This is a genomic window from Geodermatophilus sp. SYSU D00079 (assembly GCF_054050635.1).
In genome coordinates this window covers 38,228-54,167 of sequence record NZ_JBJGZS010000005.1, presented here as the reverse complement: position 1 = coordinate 54,167, position 15,940 = coordinate 38,228, and the positions used below count along the sequence as shown (strand labels likewise).

Sequence of the window (15,940 nt, the reverse complement as noted above, 5' to 3'; positions counted from 1 at the left end):
TCGCGTGGGGGCGCCGGCGAGGCGCAGTCACGAGGCGATAACAGTCATCCAGCGGATTCCGGCGACGGAACCGCCTTGTGCTACGCATGGGTAACCAACACCCATACCCCGCCGCGGCGCGGATGATGTCCGGCGCCCGCGGGGGATCCCAGGAAGAACGAAGGTAGGCGGATGAGTTCCGTTCTGACCGGCCGCCGCATGCGCGCGGCCACGGCCGGCCTCGCGGTCACCGCGCTGGCGCTGACCGCGTGCGGCGGGAGCGACGGCGACGACGGTGGTTCGGGTGGCGGCGGCGGCGGGGACGCGCTGACGATCGGCACCACCGACAAGATCACGACGCTGGACCCCGCGGGTTCCTACGACAACGGCTCGTTCGCCGTCATGAACCAGGTGTTCCCGTTCCTCATGAACACCGACTTCGGCAGCCCGGACGTCGTGCCGGACATCGCCGAGTCGGCCGAGTTCACCTCCCCCACCGACTACACGGTCACCCTGAAGCCGGGCCTGAAGTGGGCCAACGGCAACGACCTGACCGCCTCGGACGTCAAGTTCTCCTTCGACCGCCAGGTCGCCATCGCCGACCCCAACGGCCCGTCGTCGCTGCTGGCCAACCTGGGCAGCGTCGAGGTCGTCGACGACACCACCGTCGTCTTCCGGCTCACCCAGCCCAACGACCAGACCTTCCCGCAGGTGCTGTCCAGCCCGGTCGGGCCGATCGTCGACGAGGACGTCTTCTCGGCGACCGAGCTGACCACCGACCAGGAGATCGTCGACGGCGAGGCCTTCCACGGCCCGTACACGATCACCAACTACGACCAGAACAACCTGATCTCCTACGAGGCCTACCCCGACTACCAGGGCCTCCTGGGCGCGCCGAAGACCGACCGGGTCAACGTCCGCTACTACGCCGACGCCTCGAACCTCAAGCTGGACATCGAGGAGGGCAACATCGACGTCGCCTTCCGCAGCCTCAGCGCGACCGACATCGACGACCTGCGCGGCAACGACGAGGTCGAGGTCGTGGACGGCCCCGGTGGCGAGATCCGCTACATCGTCTTCAACTTCAACACCCAGCCCTTCGGCGCCACCCAGCCCGACGCCGACCCGGCCAAGGCGCTCGCCGTCCGCCAGGCGGTGGCCAACCTGATCGACCGGCAGGAGATCGCCGACCAGGTCTACCGCGGCACCTACACGCCGCTGTACTCCTACGTCGCCGACGGCCTGACCGGCGCCACCGAGTCGCTGCGCGAGCTCTACGGCGACGGCAACGGCGGCCCGGACGCCGACAAGGCCGCGCAGGTGCTGCAGGCCGCCGGTGTGCAGACCCCGGTGCAGCTGTCCCTGCAGTACTCCAACGACCACTACGGGCCGTCCTCCGGTGACGAGTACGCCCTGATCAAGGACCAGCTGGAGTCCACCGGCCTGTTCCAGGTCGACCTGCAGACCACCGAGTGGGTGCAGTACTCCGAGGACCGCGTCGCCGACGTGTACCCCGCCTACCAGCTGGGCTGGTTCCCGGACTACTCGGACGCCGACAACTACCTGTCGCCGTTCTTCAAGCTGGAGAACTTCCTCTCCAACCACTACGAGAACCAGCAGGTCAACGACCTGATCCTGCAGCAGCTGGCCACGGCGGACCCGGCCCAGCGGACGGCCCTGATCGAGCAGATCCAGGACCTCGTCGCCGCGGACCTGTCCACCGTGCCCTACCTGCAGGGCTCGCAGGTCGCCGTCGTCCGGACCGGCGTCCAGGGCGCGGGTGACACGCTCGACGCGTCGTTCAAGTTCCGCTACGGCGCCCTGAGCCGGGGCTGACGACCGGCCTGACGAGGTGGCGACACCGGCCCCGGGTGACCCCGCCGCACGGCGGGGTCACCCGGGGCCACCCATGTGCGGACCACGCACGCACGGAGGAAGGTCATGACCACAGCAGCGCCCGAGCTCGCACCCGGCGAGCCGGCCCAGGAGGACGCGCCGGCGCGCAGACGTCGCGGCGGCGGGGGTGGCCTGGGCACCTACATCCTGATCCGCTTCCTGCTGATCTTCCCGACCGTCTTCATCCTGGTGACGACGGTGTTCTTCCTGATGCGCTCCACCGGTGACCCGATCACCGCCGCGCTCGGGGGCCGGCTGACCGGCGCGGAGCTGGCGCAGCGGGTGAGCGAGGCGGGGTACGACCGGCCGATCCTCGTGCAGTACCTCGAGTACCTCGGCAACGTCTTCACCGGCGACTTCGGGACGACGCTGTCCGACCGCCGCCCGGTCACCGAGGTGCTCACCACCTTCGGGACGGCGACCCTCGAGCTGGCCTTCTACGCGCTGGTCGTGGCCTTCGTCGTCGGCATCCCGCTGGGCCGGCTGGCCGCCTACGCCCGCGACAGGTGGCCCGACGCCGTCCTCCGGGTCTTCGCGATCCTCTGCTACGCGACCCCCGTCTTCTTCGCCGGCCTGGTGCTCAAGCTGGTCTTCGCCAGCGGGCTGGGCTGGCTGCCGGTGGCCGGCCGGGCCTCGACCCGGGCCGAGATCGAGCTGCAGTTCCTCGACGACCCGACCGGGATCTACCTCGTCGACGCGATCCGCCTGGGCAACGGCGAGGTCATCCGCGACGTCCTGGAGCACGCGGTGCTCCCGGCGATCGCGCTGGGCCTGCTCACCGCCGGGGTCTTCCTGCGGCTGGTGCGCACCAACGTCATCGGCACCCTGGGCATGGGGTACGTGGAGGCCGCCCGCTCCCGCGGTGTCGCCGAGCGCCGGCTGCTGCGCAAGCACGCCTACCGGCCCGCGCTGATCCCGATCATCACCGTCATCGGACTGCAGGTCGCCCTGCTCATGGGCGGCGCGGTGCTCACCGAGACCACCTTCGAGTGGAAGGGCCTGGGCTTCCAGCTGGCCGAGTACCTGCAGGCGCGGGACTTCGTCGCCGTCCAGGGCATCGTCGCGATGCTCGCCGTCATCGTCGCGGTCACCAACTTCGTCGTCGACGTCATCGCCGCGCTCATCGACCCCCGGGTGAGGTACTGATGGCCACCGTCGCTCCCCCCGCCGAGCAGACCCCCGGCACCGATCCGGCCCGCCGCGGCTGGCGCCGGCTGCCCGTCGTCCACCAGCTGCGGCAGAGCGTCGGCCTGCAGCGCGGGATGCTCGTCGTCGGGCTGGTCCTGACCGGGGTCTTCCTGCTCACCGCCCTGCTGGCCCCGCTGCTCGCGCCCTACGGCTACAACCAGCTCCGGGACGCCGACGGCGCCTTCGGCGCCCAGCAGGCACCCTCGGCCGAGCACTGGCTCGGCACCACCGTCGGCGGGTACGACGTGCTCAGCCGGGTGGTCTACGGGTCGCGCACCGCGCTCCTGGTCATCGTGGTGGCCATCGTGCTGTCGCTGTTCGCCGGCGTGCTGCTCGGCCTGGTCTCCGGCTACTTCGGTGGCTGGCTGGACCGGGTGCTGGTCGTCGTCTGCGACGCGGTCTACGCCTTCCCGTCGCTGCTGCTGGCGATCGTGATGGCGATCGTGATCAGCGGTGGGCAGTCCAGCCTGTACGGCGGCATCCTGGCCGCGGCCATCTCGATCACCGTCGTGTTCATCCCGCAGTACTTCCGGGTGGTCCGCGCCGAGACGGTGCGGATCAAGGGCGAGGCCTACGTCGAGTCCGCCCGGGTCGTCGGCGCCGGGCACTGGCGGATCATGAGCCGGCACGTGCTGCGCAACGCAACCCGCACGCTGCCGCTGATCCTCACGCTCAACGCCTCCGAGGCCATCCTCACCCTCGCCGGGCTGGGCTTCCTGGGCTTCGGCATCGAGCCGACCGCGGCCGCCGAGTGGGGCTTCGACCTCAACAAGTCGCTGTCCGACGTCACCAGCGGCATCTGGTGGACGTCGATCTTCCCCGGCTCGGCCATCGTGCTGGTCGTCCTCGGCCTGACGCTGGTCGGGGAGAGCCTCAACGACCTGGCCGACCCCCGGCTGCGCAGCCGGCGCGCGGCGGCGGCCGGTGAGACCGCGGAGACCTCCGTGGTGCCCGGCGGCCCGCTGGGGGCCGGGCCGGGTGGACTGGCCGGCATCGAGGCGACCGGGGGGAACCCACTGTGACGGGCATGCGCGGCGACGACGTCGTCGACATCGAGGACCTCTCGGTCTCCTTCGCCACCGACGCCGGGACGATCACCGCCGTCCAGGGCGTGAGCCTGTCGGTGGCCGCCGGCGAGGTGCTCGCCGTCGTGGGGGAGAGCGGCAGCGGCAAGACCGTGACCGCGCGCAGCATCCTCGGCCTGCTGCCGGAGACCGCGGCCACCCGCGGCGCGGTCGTGCTGCGCAGCAAGGACGGGACGGCGGAGCACGACGTCGTCACCCTGTCCCGCCGGCAACTGGGTGACGTGCGCGGGCGGGACGCCGCGATGGTGTTCCAGGAGCCCTCCACCGCGCTCAACCCGGTCTACCCGGTGGGCTGGCAGATCGCCGAGGGGCTGCGGGCGCACGGGAAGGTCAGCCGCAAGGAGGCCCGCGCCCAGGCGGTCGAGGTCCTGCGCCGGGTCGGCATCCCCGATCCCGAGGTGCGGGTCGACCACTACCCGCACCAGTTCTCCGGCGGGCAGAAGCAGCGCATCGTCATCGCCCAGGCCCTGGTGCTCGACCCCGGCGTGATCATCGCCGACGAGCCGACCACCGCCCTCGACGTCACCGTGCAGGCCGAGATCCTCGACCTGCTGCGCCGCTGCCGTGACGAGTTCGGCGCCGCGATCGTGCTGATCACCCACAACATGGGTGTCGTCGCGGACCTCGCCGACCGGGTCGCGGTCATGTACCAGGGGCGGATCGTCGAGCAGGCCGACGTCCGGACGCTGTTCTCCGCGCCGCGCGACGAGTACACCCGGCAGCTGCTGGGATCGGTGCCGCGGCTGGGTGAGGGCCGGGCGCGCGCCCAGGAGCGGGCGGCCACCCGCCCGCCGGGCTGGGCCGCGGCACCGCCGGTGGTGGAGGCCCGTGACCTGCGGATCGTCTACCCCGGGCGGCTGCGGCAGCCGGACTTCGTCGCGGTGGACGGCGTCAGCCTCGCCATCCGGCCCGGTGAGGTCCTCGGTCTGGTGGGCGAGAGCGGCAGCGGCAAGACGACGATCGGGCGGGCGATCGCGGGGCTGACCCGGGTCACCGGCGGCTCGCTGCAGGTGCTCGGCACCGAGATGCGGGGCGTCAAGGAGAAGGCGTTCCGCCCGGTGCGCCCCCGCATCGGGTTCGTCTTCCAGGACCCGGCGTCGAGCTTCAACCCGCTGCTGACCATCGCCGACGCGGTCGCCGAGCCCCTGGTGGTCAACGGCCGGGCCGACGACCCGCGGGCCGCGCGCGGCCGGGTCGACGAGCTGCTCGAGGCCGTCCAGCTGCCGAGGTCCTTCGGGGACCGCTTCCCGCACGAGCTCTCCGGCGGGCAGCGGCAGCGGGCCAGCCTGGCGCGGGCACTGGCGCTGGACCCCGAACTGCTCATCGCCGACGAGCCCACCTCGGCCCTCGACGTCTCGGTGCAGGCGCGGGTGCTGGAGCTGTTCGCCGAGCTGCAGCGGGAGCTGGGCTTCGCGTGCCTGTTCATCAGCCACGACCTGGCCGTCGTCGACCTGCTGGCCGACCGGATCGCCGTGCTCTACCGCGGCCGGCTGGTCGAGGAGGGCACGGGTGCCGAGGTGCTCGGGGCGCCGCAGCACCCGTACACCCAGCGGCTCCTGGCGTCGCTGCCGGTGCCGGACCCCGACGAGCAGGCCCGCCGCCGGGCGGTCTGGCAGCAGCTCCGCGAGTAGGGGGACCCCGTCCCGGTCCCACCCTCGCAGGCTCGGGGCGGGACCGGGACGGGGCCACCGCTCACTCCAGGACGACGTCGGCGCCGCGGCGGACCGCGCGACGCACCCGCAGCCGCAGCACGCGGGCGTAGGCGCGGACGAACTGCGTGTAGCCCGGGGTCGGGCCGTGGTAGCCGAGGAAGCCGCGCGGCCCGGCCACCATCTCCCCGGTCCGCACGTCGTACCGGCTCTGGTGCCACGGGCAGACCAGGCAGCCGTCGGCGTCGATGCTGCCCTCGGCCAGGTCGGCCAGCTGGTGGCGGCAGCGGCGGGAGACGGCGAAGTACTCCCCGTCGCGGTTGCCCACGGCCCAGTCGCCGACACGGCGGACCGCCCCGGGTGGCAGGTCGGCGGCGGGGATGCGGTCGGGCTCGGACACGGGACCTCCTCGGGACGGCGTCCGGCGCCCGTACCCCGTGCGACGCGCCCGGACCCCTCCGGCGTCGGTAGGGTCGCGGGCGCTGCGATCGTCGTCCCACCCCGGAGGTGCCCGTGCGGCGGCTGGTCGTCGTCCTGGGGGTGCTGGCCGTGCTGCTGGTCGCGGGTGGGCCGGCGCTGGCCGTGCCGCCCTTCCGCCTCGACGAGCAGGTGGTCGACCAGGTCGGGGCCCTCTCCGGCGAGGAGGCCCGCGTCGAGGAGGCGCTCGACGCGCTGCGCGCCGAGGACGGCACCCAGCTGTGGGTCGCGTTCGTCCCCGGGTTCGACGGCGTCCCCGGCCGGCAGTGGGCCATCGACGCCGCCCGGGCCTCCCAGCTGGGCAGCACCGACGTGCTCCTCGCCGTGGCCGTCGACGACCGCGCCTACGGCGTCTCGGTCGACGAGGGCTTCCGGCTCTCCGACCAGGAGGTCGACGCGCTGCTGGCCGAGGACGTCGAGCCGGCGCTCTCCGAGGGGGACTGGGCCGGCGCCGTGGTCGCCCTGGCCAACGGCCTGCGCGGCGGGGGCGGAGGCGGCGGGGGTGCTACCGCGCTGCTGGTCGTCGGGGGCCTGGCCGTGGTCGGGGGCGGGGCGTGGCTGGTCGCCCGCTCCCGCCGGCGCGGCCGGTCGGTGCAGCGGCCGGGCGCGGGCCCGGCCGACCCGCACGCCGGGGTGCCCACGCAGGAGCTGCAGAACCGGGCGGGCACGGCGCTGCTGGAGCTCGACGAGCAGGTGCAGACCTCGCGGATCGACCTCGACTTCGCCCGCGCCCAGTACGGCCCGGAGGCGGTGACCGGGTTCGACACCGCGCTGGCGGAGTCCGAGGCCGAGCTCGCGCGCGCCTTCGCGCTGCGCCAGCAGCTCGACGACGAGGTGCCCGAGGACGACGCGGCGAGGCGGCGGCTGCTGACCGAGTTGCTCGCGCTGGTCGCGACCGCCGACGCCCGGCTCGACGACCAGGCCGAGGCCTTCGCGCAGCTGCGGGACCTCGAGCACACCGCACCGCAGGTGCTCGACGCCCTCGAGCCGCGGATCGCCGAGCTGCGCGCCCGCGTGCCCGCCGAGGAGCAGCGGCTGCAGGAGCTGCGCGGCCGCTACGCCGAGACGGCCCTGGCGCCGGTCGCCGACAACCCGTCCGAGGCACGGGCCCGCCTGGCCGCGGCCGAGCAGGAGGTCGCCGAGGCCCGGGGCGACCTCGCCGCAGGGCAGCCGGGCGCGGCGGTGACCGACGTCCGGGCCGCCGAGGACGCCGTCGCCCAGACCGGCACCCTGCTCGACGCGGTCGGCCGGCTGGCCGCGGACCTGGACGCCGCGGCCGGGCGGGTGGCGGCGGTCCGCACCGAGACGGAGCAGGACCTCGCCGAGGCGCGGGCGCTCGTCGCCGCCGGGGACCGCACCGGGCTGGCGCCGCAGGTGGCCCGCGCGGAGGCAGCGCTGGCCTCGGCCGCGGCGGCGCTCGCCCCCGCGGACGGGCGGCCCGACCCGCTGGCCGCCCTGCGCCGGCTGGAGGAGGCCGACGCCGCCCTCGAGCAGGCCCTCGGCGGTGCCCGCGACGCCTCGGCCCAGGCCCGGCGTGCGGCGGCCGCGCTGGACCCGGCGCTGCTGGCCGCCCGCTCGGCGGTCACGGCGGCCGGCGACTTCGTCAGCACCCGGCGGGGCGCCGTCGGCCCGGAGGCCCGCACCCGGCTCGCCGAGGCGCAGCGCCACCTGGACGCGGCCGTGGCGCAGGGGCGATCCGACCCGGTCGGTGCGCTGCGCGAGGCGCAGCAGGCCGACGCGCTGGCCCGCCAGGCGCTCGGCGCCGCCCGGCGCGACGTCGGCTCGTGGGCCGGCGGCGGCCCCGGTCCCGGCCCGGGCGGCTTCGGGCCGGGCGGCTTCGGATCGGGCGGCTTCGCCGGCGGGTACCCGGGTCGGGGCGGCGGCGTCGACCTGGGCAGCCTGGTGCTCGGCGGCATCCTCTTCGGCGGGGGCGGCGGCGGGTCGCGCGGCGGCTACCGCAGCAGCGGCTTCGGCGGTGGGGGCCGCCGGTCCGGCGGCGGACGGCCCTCCGGCGGGCGGCGCTCCTCGGGTGGGGGCCGCCGCGGCGGCGGTGGCCGCTTCTGACCGGCCGGTGGCGCGAGACGTGCCCCGCCGGCCGGCCGGCGGGGAACTGTGCGCGACCGCCGCGCGTGCCTACAGTCCGGACGCCCCGACGGGCGTCCTCGTACCTCGGAGGTCCACCCGTGCGCCGGCTGACGATCGTCCTGGCCTTCCTGACCGCCCTGCTGGCCGTCGCCGTCCCAGCCCAGGCCGAGCCGCCCTCCGGGGTGACCAGCCAGGTCAGCGACCAGGCCGACGTCATGGACGCCGGCGAGGAGGCCGACGTCCAGGCGGCGATGGACGACCTCAGCACCGAGACCGGCACCGAGCTGTACGTCGTCTACGTCGACAGCTTCGACGGGACCAACCGGACGGAGTGGGCCCGCTCCAGCGCCGAGCAGACCGGTCTGGACGACGACGACGTGCTCATGGCCGTCGCCGTCGAGGACAACGTCTACGGCGTGCACTACGGCGACCAGATCGACCCCTCGGAGCTGCAGGACGTGCTGTCCGGCGACGTCGAGGCGCTGCTGTCCCAGGGCGACTGGGCCGGGGCGTCGGTCGCGCTGGCCGAGGGCCTGTCCGCCGACGCCGGCGGGTCCACCGCGGCGGGTGACCCGTCGGGGGGCGGCGGGGGGACGGCGCTGCTCGTCGTCCTCGCCCTGCTCGCCGCGGCCGGTGCCGCCTACCTGTTCACCCGCCGTCGCACGCGGGCCCCGCAGCGCGAGCTGGCCGCCGCGCCGGCGCAGCGGCGTGAGGTCGACCCGCACGCCGGGACGCCCACCGAGCAGCTCAACTACCGCGGCAGCACCGCGCTGCTGGAGCTCGACGAGCAGGTGCGTGGCGCCCAGCTGGACCTCGACTACGCCCGCTCCCACTTCGGGGAGGAGGCGGTGCCGGGCCTGCCCGAGGCGCTGGACCGGTCGCGGGCCGAGCTGGCGCGGGCCTTCACCATCCGGCAGGAGCTCGACGACGAGATCCCCGAGGACGAGCCCACCCAGCGGCGGATGCTCACCGAGCTGCTCGCGCTCGCCGATGCGGCGGGGGAGCGGCTGCGCGCCCAGGCGGCGGCGCTCGAGGAGCTGCGGGAGCGGGAGCGGACGGCGGGCCAGGCCGCCGACGAGCTGGCGCGGCGGATCGAGCAGCTGCAGCGGCGGCTGCCCGACGAGGAGCGCCGGCTCGCCGACCTGCAGGGCCGGTACGCCGCGGCAGCCGTGGCGCCGGTCGCCGAGAACGTCGCCGAGGCCGGGGTGCGGCTGGCGGCGGCCACCCGGGAGGTGGAGCTGGCCCGCGAGGACCAGGCGGCCGGCCAGGGCGGCCGCTCGGTGGGCCGGCTGCGGGGCGCGGAGAACGCCGTGGGGCAGAGCGCCACGCTGCTCGACGCCATCGCCCGCCTCGGCGCGGACCTCGCCGCCGCCGAGCAGCGGGTGCCGGCGGCCCGCGCCGACATCCAGGAGGACCTCGCCGAGGCGCGGGCCCTGCTCGCGGCGGGCAGCCGCAGCGACCTGCGCCCGCAGATCGCCCGCGCGGAGTCCGCGCTCGCCTCCGCCGACGCCGCCCTCTCCGGTGGGGACGGCACGGGCCCGGACCCCCTCGCCGCACTGCGCCGGCTGGAGGAGGCCGACGCCGCGCTGGAACAGGCGCTGCAGACCGCCCGCGACGAGCGCACGCGGGCCCGACGGGCCGCCGAGGCGCTGGACCAGGCGCTGCTCACCGCCCGGGCGGCGGTCGCCGCGGGCGGCGACTTCATCAGCACCCGCCGCGGCGCGGTGGGCAGCACGGCCCGGACCCGCCTGGCCGAGGCGGAGCGGCACCTGGCGGCGGCCGAGCGGCAGGCCGGCTCGGACCCGGCGGCCGCCCTGCGGGCGGCGCAGACCGCCGACCGGCTCGCCCAGCAGGCGCTCGCCGAGGCCGAGGCCGACGTGCAGCGCTGGTCGCAGCAGACCGGGTACGGCGGCTACGGGGGCTACGGCTCGAACTGGGGCGGCGGGTACGGCGGCGGCTGGGGCGCCCCCCGGCGCGGTGGCATCGGGCCGGTCGGCGCCGGCCTCGGTGGGCTGCTGCTGGGCGGGCTGATCTTCGGCGACCACGACGGGGGCGACCTCGGGGGCGGCGACTGGGGCGCCTCGGACTTCGGCGGCGGCGACTTCGGCGGTGACTTCGGCGGCGGGGAGTTCTGACCGTCCCGCACGAGCCGCTCGCCGGGGCCTCCGAACTGTCGGAGGTCGGTGGCACGGTGACCCTCCCCACACCCGGAGGAGGAGCGATGCCCACTCGGAACACCCCCTGGCCGGCCGGCACCCCGTGCTGGATCGACTACGGCGCCTCGGACGTCGAGGGCGCGAAGGAGTTCTACGCCCGGCTGCTCGGCTGGGAGTACACCGGCGGCGACCCGGAGTACGGCGGCTACCTGAACGCGCACCGCAACGGTGAGCCGGCGGCCGGTCTGGGCCCGCTGATGGACCCGGGTGACTCGCCGGCCTGGACGACGTACTTCGCCACGGACGACGCGCAGGCGACCGCCACCCGCATCCGCGACGCCGGCGGCACCGTCGTCGTCGAGCCGATGGAGATCGGGCCGATGGGCACCATGGCCATCGCCCTCGACCCGCAGGGCAACGCCTTCGGCCTGTGGCAGTCCGGCACGCACACCGGGGCGCGGATCTACAACGAGCCCGGCGCGCTGGTCTGGAACGAGGCGGCCGTCGACGACCCGGCGGCGGCGCGGGAGTTCTACTCGGCGGTGTTCGGCTTCAGCTTCGAGGACGTGCCCATGGACGGCGAGGTGGAGTACTCGACCTTCGCCACCGGCGGGAACCCGCTCGGTGGGCTCGGCGGGCACCAGCCCGGCTCACCGAAGGGCTGGACGGTGTGCTTCTCGGTCGCCTCCGCCGACGACGCCGTGGCCACCGTGGAGGCCGGCGGCGGCAAGGTGACGATGGCGCCGACGGACACCGAGTACGGCCGGTTCGCCGTGGTGGAGGACCCGTGGGGCGCGCCGTTCTCCGTCATGCAGGAGCCGGCCGGGAGCTGAGCGAGGCGCCGGGAGAGGGCCCCGTCCTCCCTGCCGCTCGCGAGCTCGCGGCGGTGCCCTGGACGGGGCCGGTGGCGGGTGCCTGCGACGCGCCCGCCACCGTTCGCGCCGCCGTCACCCGCGGAGCTGGCCGTAGGCGTGGTCCGGCCGGAACCGGACGACCAGCCGGCGGTCGGCGACCATCGCCGCGCGGTAGTCGTCCCAGTCCTCGTGCTCGCCGGAGATGCCGCGGTAGTAGGTGATGAGCTCCTCGACCGTGGCGTCGTGCGGGTCGGCGGCCACCGGGGTCAGCTCCGCGGTGCCCTCGACGGCGACCCAGGTCCAGAAGTCCTGCGAGGAGACGTGCAGCGTCACCCGCGGGTCGGCCTGCAGGTTGCGCGTCTTGGCCCGGTCGGCGGTCACCGACACCCGGACCAGCTGCGACTCCGGGTCGTAGGTGTAGCCGACGTTGGACAGCTGGGGGCGGCCGTCCCGCTTGACGGTCGCGAGCACCCCCCAGCGGTTCTCGGCGACGAAGGCGAGCATGCGGGGGTCGACGGGAGCAGCCATGTCGGCGGGAACGCCGTCCCGGCGCCGGTTGTGCCCGCCGCCGGCCCGTCGCCGTGTCCCGGAGCCGGGGTGAGCGGCGTCCTGGTGTGGACGCGGCGCCCGTGGGGGAGTGGAGGGCGGTGACCGGTGCGGAGCAGGTGGGCAGTGTCCTGGTGACCGGGGCGGGCGGGGTGATCGGCGCGCACGCGGCGGCCGACTACGCGCGGCGGCCGGGGTGGCGGGTCCGGGGCGTCAGCCGCCGCACGCCACGGCAGGCCACCTGGGAGCACCTCCCGGTCGACCTCGGGGACGCCGACACCGCGCGGACGGGGCTGGCCGGCCTCGGCGACACGACCCACCTGGTGTTCGGCGCCTACGCCGAGCGGCCGACGGCGCGGGAGCTGTCGGAGGTCAACGTCGCGCTGCTGCGCAACACCCTCGACGGCCTGGCCGCCGCCGGTGCGCCGCTGGAGCACGTGACGCTCTACCAGGGCGGCAAGGCCTACGGCGCGCACATGGGCTTCTTCAACACCCCGGCCAGGGAGCGTGACCCGCGGATCATCCAGCCGAACTTCTACTACGACCAGGAGGACCTCCTCCGCGAGGTCGCCGCGGAGCGGGGGTTCCGGCTCACCGTGTTCCGCCCCGAGGGGGTCATCGGCTACGCCGTGGGCAACCCGATGAACCTGCTCATGGTGATCGCGGTCTACGCCGCGATCACCCGCGAGCTGGGGCAGCCCCTGCGCTTCCCCGGCAGCCTGGCCGCCTACGACGCGCTCTACCAGGTCACCGACGCCGAGCTGCTCGCCCGCGCCACCGTGTGGGCCGGCGGCGAGCCGCGCGCCGACGGTGAGGTCTACAACGTCACCAACGGCGACCAGGTGCGGTGGCGGCACCTGTTCCCGGCGTTCGCGCGCCACTTCGGCATCGAGTACGCCGAGCCGCAGCCGGTTCCGCTGGCCGAGGCCATGGCCGACCGGCGCGAGGTGTGGGAGCGGCTGGCCGCCCGCCACGACCTGGTGCCCACGCCCTACGAGGACCTCGTGCGCTGGGAGTTCGGCGAGTTCATCTTCCGGTCCGGCTTCGACAACGTCAGCTCCACGATCAAGCTGCGTCAGGCCGGCTTCGCCGACTGCCTCGACACCGAGGACCGCTTCCTCGAGCTCTTCGACCGGCTCGCGGCCGAACGCGTCATCCCACCGGTGCGCTGAGCCCCCCGGCCGGCTGGCCCCGGCCGGTTGCGCCCCGGCCGTCAGGCGCACCCGGGCTCAGCGGACCCGGCCACGCGCCTTCAGGGACACCGGCGGCAGCGGCGGGGCCGGCAGCCGCTCGCCGTCGTAGCCGAGCACCGCGCCGAAGCGCTCGTCCTCGGCGTTCCAGCGCTCGGCGTACTCGGCGATCTCCTCGCCGGTGCGCCCGACGAAGTTCCACCACATGACGATCCGCTCCTCGAAGGGCTCCCCACCGAGCAGCAGCAGGCGGCTGGCCTCGGTGGCCCGCACCCGCACCGACCGCCGTCCGGTGCCGAGGTAGAGCATCGCGCCCCGCTCCAGCGGGGCCTCCTCGACCGAGGCCGAGCCGGACGAGGCGAGCAGCGCGTACTCGAAGTCCGGCTCGAGCGGGAGCTCGACGTCGGCGCCGGCGGCGAGGTCGAGGTCCGCGCCGACCAGCGGGGTGTGCGCGGTGCCCGGGGACGTCGCGCCGCCGAGGGAGCCCATGAGCACGGTGGTGGTCAGCCCGTCGGAGGTGAACCCGGGCAGGTCGCGGTGGTGGGCGAAGGCCGGTGCGACCTCGCGGGCGGCATCGGGCAGCGCCACCCACAGCTGGGCGCCGTGCAGGAACCGCGGGTGCACGGGGGGCGACTGCTCGGAGTGCGCGATGCCGTGGCCGGCGGTCATGAGCGCCAGCTCGCCCGGCCGGACCACGGCGTCGCTGCCGAGGGAGTCCATGTGGTGGATCTCCCCCTCCAGCAGCCAGGACACCGTCTGCAGCCCCGTGTGCGGGTGCGGCGCCACCTGCATCCCGGCGGAGGTGGCGATGTCGTCGGGGCCGTAGTGGTCCACGAAGGCCCAGGCGCCGACCAGGCGGCGGCCCAGCGTCGGCAGCAGCCGGCGAACCCGGGTGCTCTCGCCCAGCAGCACCTCCTTGCCGGGCAGCAGGTCCAGCACCGGGCCGGCCGGGGTGGCGTCCAGCCCGCCCAGCTCGCGGGCGGGTGGGCGGCGGTCGAGGTTGCTCATGGCCGGGACCTCCGGACGGCGGGGGACGGGCGGGTCATCGGTACTCGGGGGCGGTCGGGCAGCGCAGGGCGGCGAGGTCCCAGCCGGCGCGGCGGGCGCCGGCCACGTAGGCGCTGTCCAGGAAGTCCAGGACCACCCCGCGCGGGTCGGCCGCCGTCCGCACCTCCTCGTAGGGCAGCAGGGCCAGGTGGGCTCCGCGGCTGTCGATCCACCGGGCCGCGGCCGGGCGCAGGGGTTCCTCGGCCAGCCCGGCCGGCTCCGGTGCGGTGTAGGAGTAGAAGGCCGGCTCGGGCACCTGGTCGTCACCGAACCAGAAGCCGGCGCTGATCACCTCGTGCGAGTAGGCCTCGCGGGTGACCGGGTCGACGTCCGCGGGCTGGGCGACCCGCCGGTCGGAGAAGCGGGTGACGGCGAGGTCGAAGGTGTGCCAGAAGTGGTGCACCGGGCTGGTCTTGGCGTAGCTGCGCCCGGCGATCTCCAGCCGGTGGTCGACCAGGTCGAGGTCGACGGCGAAGACCGGGTCGAAGCCCATCGGCCTGGTGGTCAGGCCCCGTCCGGTGAGGTGGAACGGGATGTGCCACCAGTGGTTGCGCCGGGGCGCGTTGGCCAGGCGCAGCTTGCCGACGACCTGCAGGAACCGGTGCAGGGTCTCCTTGGTGTCGGCCCACTCGGCGAGCGGCACGGGTGGGAAGACGGGCACGGCCCCTCCTCGTCGGTTCCGGGTGGCAGCCAGCATGCAGCCCCCGGTGGCGGCGCGGTAGCCGCCACCGGGGACGGTGTCACTGGCCGCTCTCGCCCCGGACGTCGGCGTGCGGGACACGCTGTGCCGGGATGCTGCCGAGCCGGCCGGCCTGGAAGTCGGTGAAGGCGTCCATGACCTCCTGGCGGGTGTTCATGACGAACGGCCCGTACATCGCGATCGGCTCGCGGATCGGCGCCCCGCCGAGGACGACGACGTCCAGCGCCGGCGTCCGGGACTCCTGCGCGACCGCCCCGGAGACCGTGATCGTGTCGCCCGGGCCGAAGACGGCGAGCTGGCCGGTGCGCACCGGGTGCGCGTCGACGCCGACCGACCCCGCGCCGGAGAGCACGTAGACCAGCGCGTTGAAGTCCGGGCGCCACGGCAGGTCGAGGGTGGCGCCGGGCGCGATCGTCGCGTGCACCATCGCCATCGGCGTGTACGTGGCACCGGGCCCGCGGTGGCCCGCCACGTCACCGGCGATGACCCGCAGGAAGGCGCCGGCGTCCGGGCTGGCCAGCAGCACCGACTGCTCCGCCCGCAGGTCCTGGTAGCGCGGCTCGACCCACTTCTGCGCCCGGGGCAGGTTCACCCACAGCTGCAGGCCGTGGAAGAGCCCGCCGCTGACCACCAGGTGCTCCGGCGGCCGCTCGATGTGCAGGACGCCGCCGCCGGCGGTCATCCACTGGGTGTCGCCGTTGCTGATCGTGCCGCCGCCACCGTGGGAGTCGGCGTGCTCGAAGGTGCCGTCGATGATGTAGGTGACGGTCTCGAAGCCGCGGTGCGGGTGCCACGAGGTGCCCTTGGGCTCACCCGGTGCGTACTCGACCTCGCCCATCTGGTCCATGTGGATGAACGGGTCCAGGTCGCGCAGGTCCACGCCGGCGAAGGCGCGCCGGACGGGGAAGCCCTCGCCCTCGAACCCGGACGGTGCGGTGGTCACCGAGCGGACCCGGCGGCGCACCGTGCCGGGGGCGGGCACGGGGACGCGGGGCAGGGTGGTGGTGTCCTCGACGGTCACGGCAGGCATGCCGGCCTCCTTGGTTGAGGGCTCAACTAGCGGCCACTGTAGCGCCGCGGGAGGCGGA

At 75.1% G+C, this 15,940-nt stretch carries 13 protein-coding genes; 8 read left to right on the top strand and 5 right to left on the bottom strand.

Annotation, left to right across the window (positions count from 1 at the left end; translation table 11 throughout):
- The first annotated feature begins 171 nt into the window (after positions 1-171).
- From ACI79E_RS06535 to ACI79E_RS06520, 4 genes are all read left to right on the top strand, one after another.
- Positions 172-1,815 carry an ABC transporter substrate-binding protein gene (locus tag ACI79E_RS06535; RefSeq protein WP_456931717.1) on the top strand — a complete coding sequence of 548 codons (1,644 nt, stop codon included), beginning with the start codon at positions 172-174 and terminating at the stop codon, positions 1,813-1,815.
- A 105-nt stretch (positions 1,816-1,920) separates the two neighbouring features.
- Positions 1,921-3,021, top strand: coding sequence for an ABC transporter permease (locus tag ACI79E_RS06530; protein ID WP_456931716.1), 1,101 nt, complete (start codon positions 1,921-1,923; stop codon positions 3,019-3,021).
- Complete coding sequence (locus ACI79E_RS06525; RefSeq protein ID WP_456931715.1) at positions 3,021-4,085, top strand: ABC transporter permease; 1,065 nt, start codon at positions 3,021-3,023, stop codon at positions 4,083-4,085. Before ACI79E_RS06530 ends, ACI79E_RS06525 begins: the two co-directional genes overlap by 1 nt.
- 5 nt (positions 4,086-4,090) lie before the next feature.
- Positions 4,091-5,779, top strand: coding sequence for a dipeptide ABC transporter ATP-binding protein (locus ACI79E_RS06520; RefSeq protein ID WP_456931714.1), 1,689 nt, complete (start codon positions 4,091-4,093; stop codon positions 5,777-5,779).
- A gap of 61 nt (positions 5,780-5,840) precedes the next feature.
- On the opposite strand, the gene ACI79E_RS06515 is transcribed toward ACI79E_RS06520, so the two are convergent.
- Positions 5,841-6,197 (bottom strand): Rieske (2Fe-2S) protein, encoded by a 357-nt coding sequence (locus ACI79E_RS06515; protein WP_456931713.1) that lies wholly within the window; start codon positions 6,195-6,197, stop codon positions 5,841-5,843.
- A gap of 113 nt (positions 6,198-6,310) precedes the next feature.
- Between ACI79E_RS06515 and ACI79E_RS06510 the strand changes: the two genes are divergently transcribed.
- From ACI79E_RS06510 to ACI79E_RS06500, 3 genes are all read left to right on the top strand, one after another.
- Positions 6,311-8,338: a TPM domain-containing protein gene (locus ACI79E_RS06510; protein ID WP_456931712.1), complete on the top strand. Its 2,028-nt coding sequence runs from the start codon at positions 6,311-6,313 to the stop codon at positions 8,336-8,338.
- Positions 8,339-8,457: 119 nt separating this feature from the next.
- Entirely contained in the window at positions 8,458-10,494 is a 2,037-nt protein-coding gene (locus ACI79E_RS06505; protein WP_456931711.1) for a TPM domain-containing protein, read from the top strand.
- An 86-nt stretch (positions 10,495-10,580) separates the two neighbouring features.
- Positions 10,581-11,348 carry a VOC family protein gene (locus ACI79E_RS06500; RefSeq protein ID WP_456931710.1) on the top strand — a complete coding sequence of 256 codons (768 nt, stop codon included), beginning with the start codon at positions 10,581-10,583 and terminating at the stop codon, positions 11,346-11,348.
- Positions 11,349-11,462: 114 nt separating this feature from the next.
- Here the strand turns inward: ACI79E_RS06500 and ACI79E_RS06495 are convergent, their stop codons facing one another.
- Positions 11,463-11,897, bottom strand: coding sequence for a PPOX class F420-dependent oxidoreductase (locus ACI79E_RS06495; protein WP_456931709.1), 435 nt, complete (start codon positions 11,895-11,897; stop codon positions 11,463-11,465).
- A 119-nt stretch (positions 11,898-12,016) separates the two neighbouring features.
- On the opposite strand from ACI79E_RS06495, the gene ACI79E_RS06490 reads away from it, so the two are divergent.
- Positions 12,017-13,087 carry an SDR family oxidoreductase gene (locus ACI79E_RS06490; RefSeq protein ID WP_456931708.1) on the top strand — a complete coding sequence of 357 codons (1,071 nt, stop codon included), beginning with the start codon at positions 12,017-12,019 and terminating at the stop codon, positions 13,085-13,087.
- A 57-nt stretch (positions 13,088-13,144) separates the two neighbouring features.
- Here ACI79E_RS06490 and ACI79E_RS06485 read toward each other — a convergent pair whose 3' ends face one another.
- From ACI79E_RS06485 to ACI79E_RS06475, 3 genes are all read right to left on the bottom strand, one after another.
- Entirely contained in the window at positions 13,145-14,113 is a 969-nt protein-coding gene (locus ACI79E_RS06485) for a pirin family protein (protein ID WP_456931707.1), read from the bottom strand.
- A 34-nt stretch (positions 14,114-14,147) separates the two neighbouring features.
- On the bottom strand, positions 14,148-14,813 hold the full coding sequence (locus ACI79E_RS06480; RefSeq protein WP_456931706.1) for a DUF5996 family protein: 666 nt from the start codon (positions 14,811-14,813) through the stop codon (positions 14,148-14,150).
- A 79-nt stretch (positions 14,814-14,892) separates the two neighbouring features.
- Complete coding sequence (locus ACI79E_RS06475; RefSeq protein ID WP_456931705.1) at positions 14,893-15,882, bottom strand: pirin family protein; 990 nt, start codon at positions 15,880-15,882, stop codon at positions 14,893-14,895.
- Between the last annotated feature and the right edge of the window lie 58 nt (positions 15,883-15,940).

Bases quoted from the DNA above. Each gene is read 5' to 3' on its own strand.
- ACI79E_RS06535 (WP_456931717.1), top strand. From the start codon at position 172: ATGAGTTCCGTTCTGACCGGCCGCCGCATGCGCGCGGCCACGGCCGGC.
- ACI79E_RS06530 (WP_456931716.1), top strand. From the start codon at position 1,921: ATGACCACAGCAGCGCCCGAGCTCGCACCCGGCGAGCCGGCCCAGGAG.
- ACI79E_RS06525 (WP_456931715.1), top strand. From the start codon at position 3,021: ATGGCCACCGTCGCTCCCCCCGCCGAGCAGACCCCCGGCACCGATCCG.
- ACI79E_RS06520 (WP_456931714.1), top strand. From the start codon at position 4,091: ATGCGCGGCGACGACGTCGTCGACATCGAGGACCTCTCGGTCTCCTTC.
- ACI79E_RS06500 (WP_456931710.1), top strand. From the start codon at position 10,581: ATGCCCACTCGGAACACCCCCTGGCCGGCCGGCACCCCGTGCTGGATC.
- ACI79E_RS06495 (WP_456931709.1), bottom strand. From the start codon at position 11,897: ATGGCTGCTCCCGTCGACCCCCGCATGCTCGCCTTCGTCGCCGAGAAC.
- ACI79E_RS06485 (WP_456931707.1), bottom strand. From the start codon at position 14,113: ATGAGCAACCTCGACCGCCGCCCACCCGCCCGCGAGCTGGGCGGGCTG.
- ACI79E_RS06475 (WP_456931705.1), bottom strand. From the start codon at position 15,882: ATGCCTGCCGTGACCGTCGAGGACACCACCACCCTGCCCCGCGTCCCC.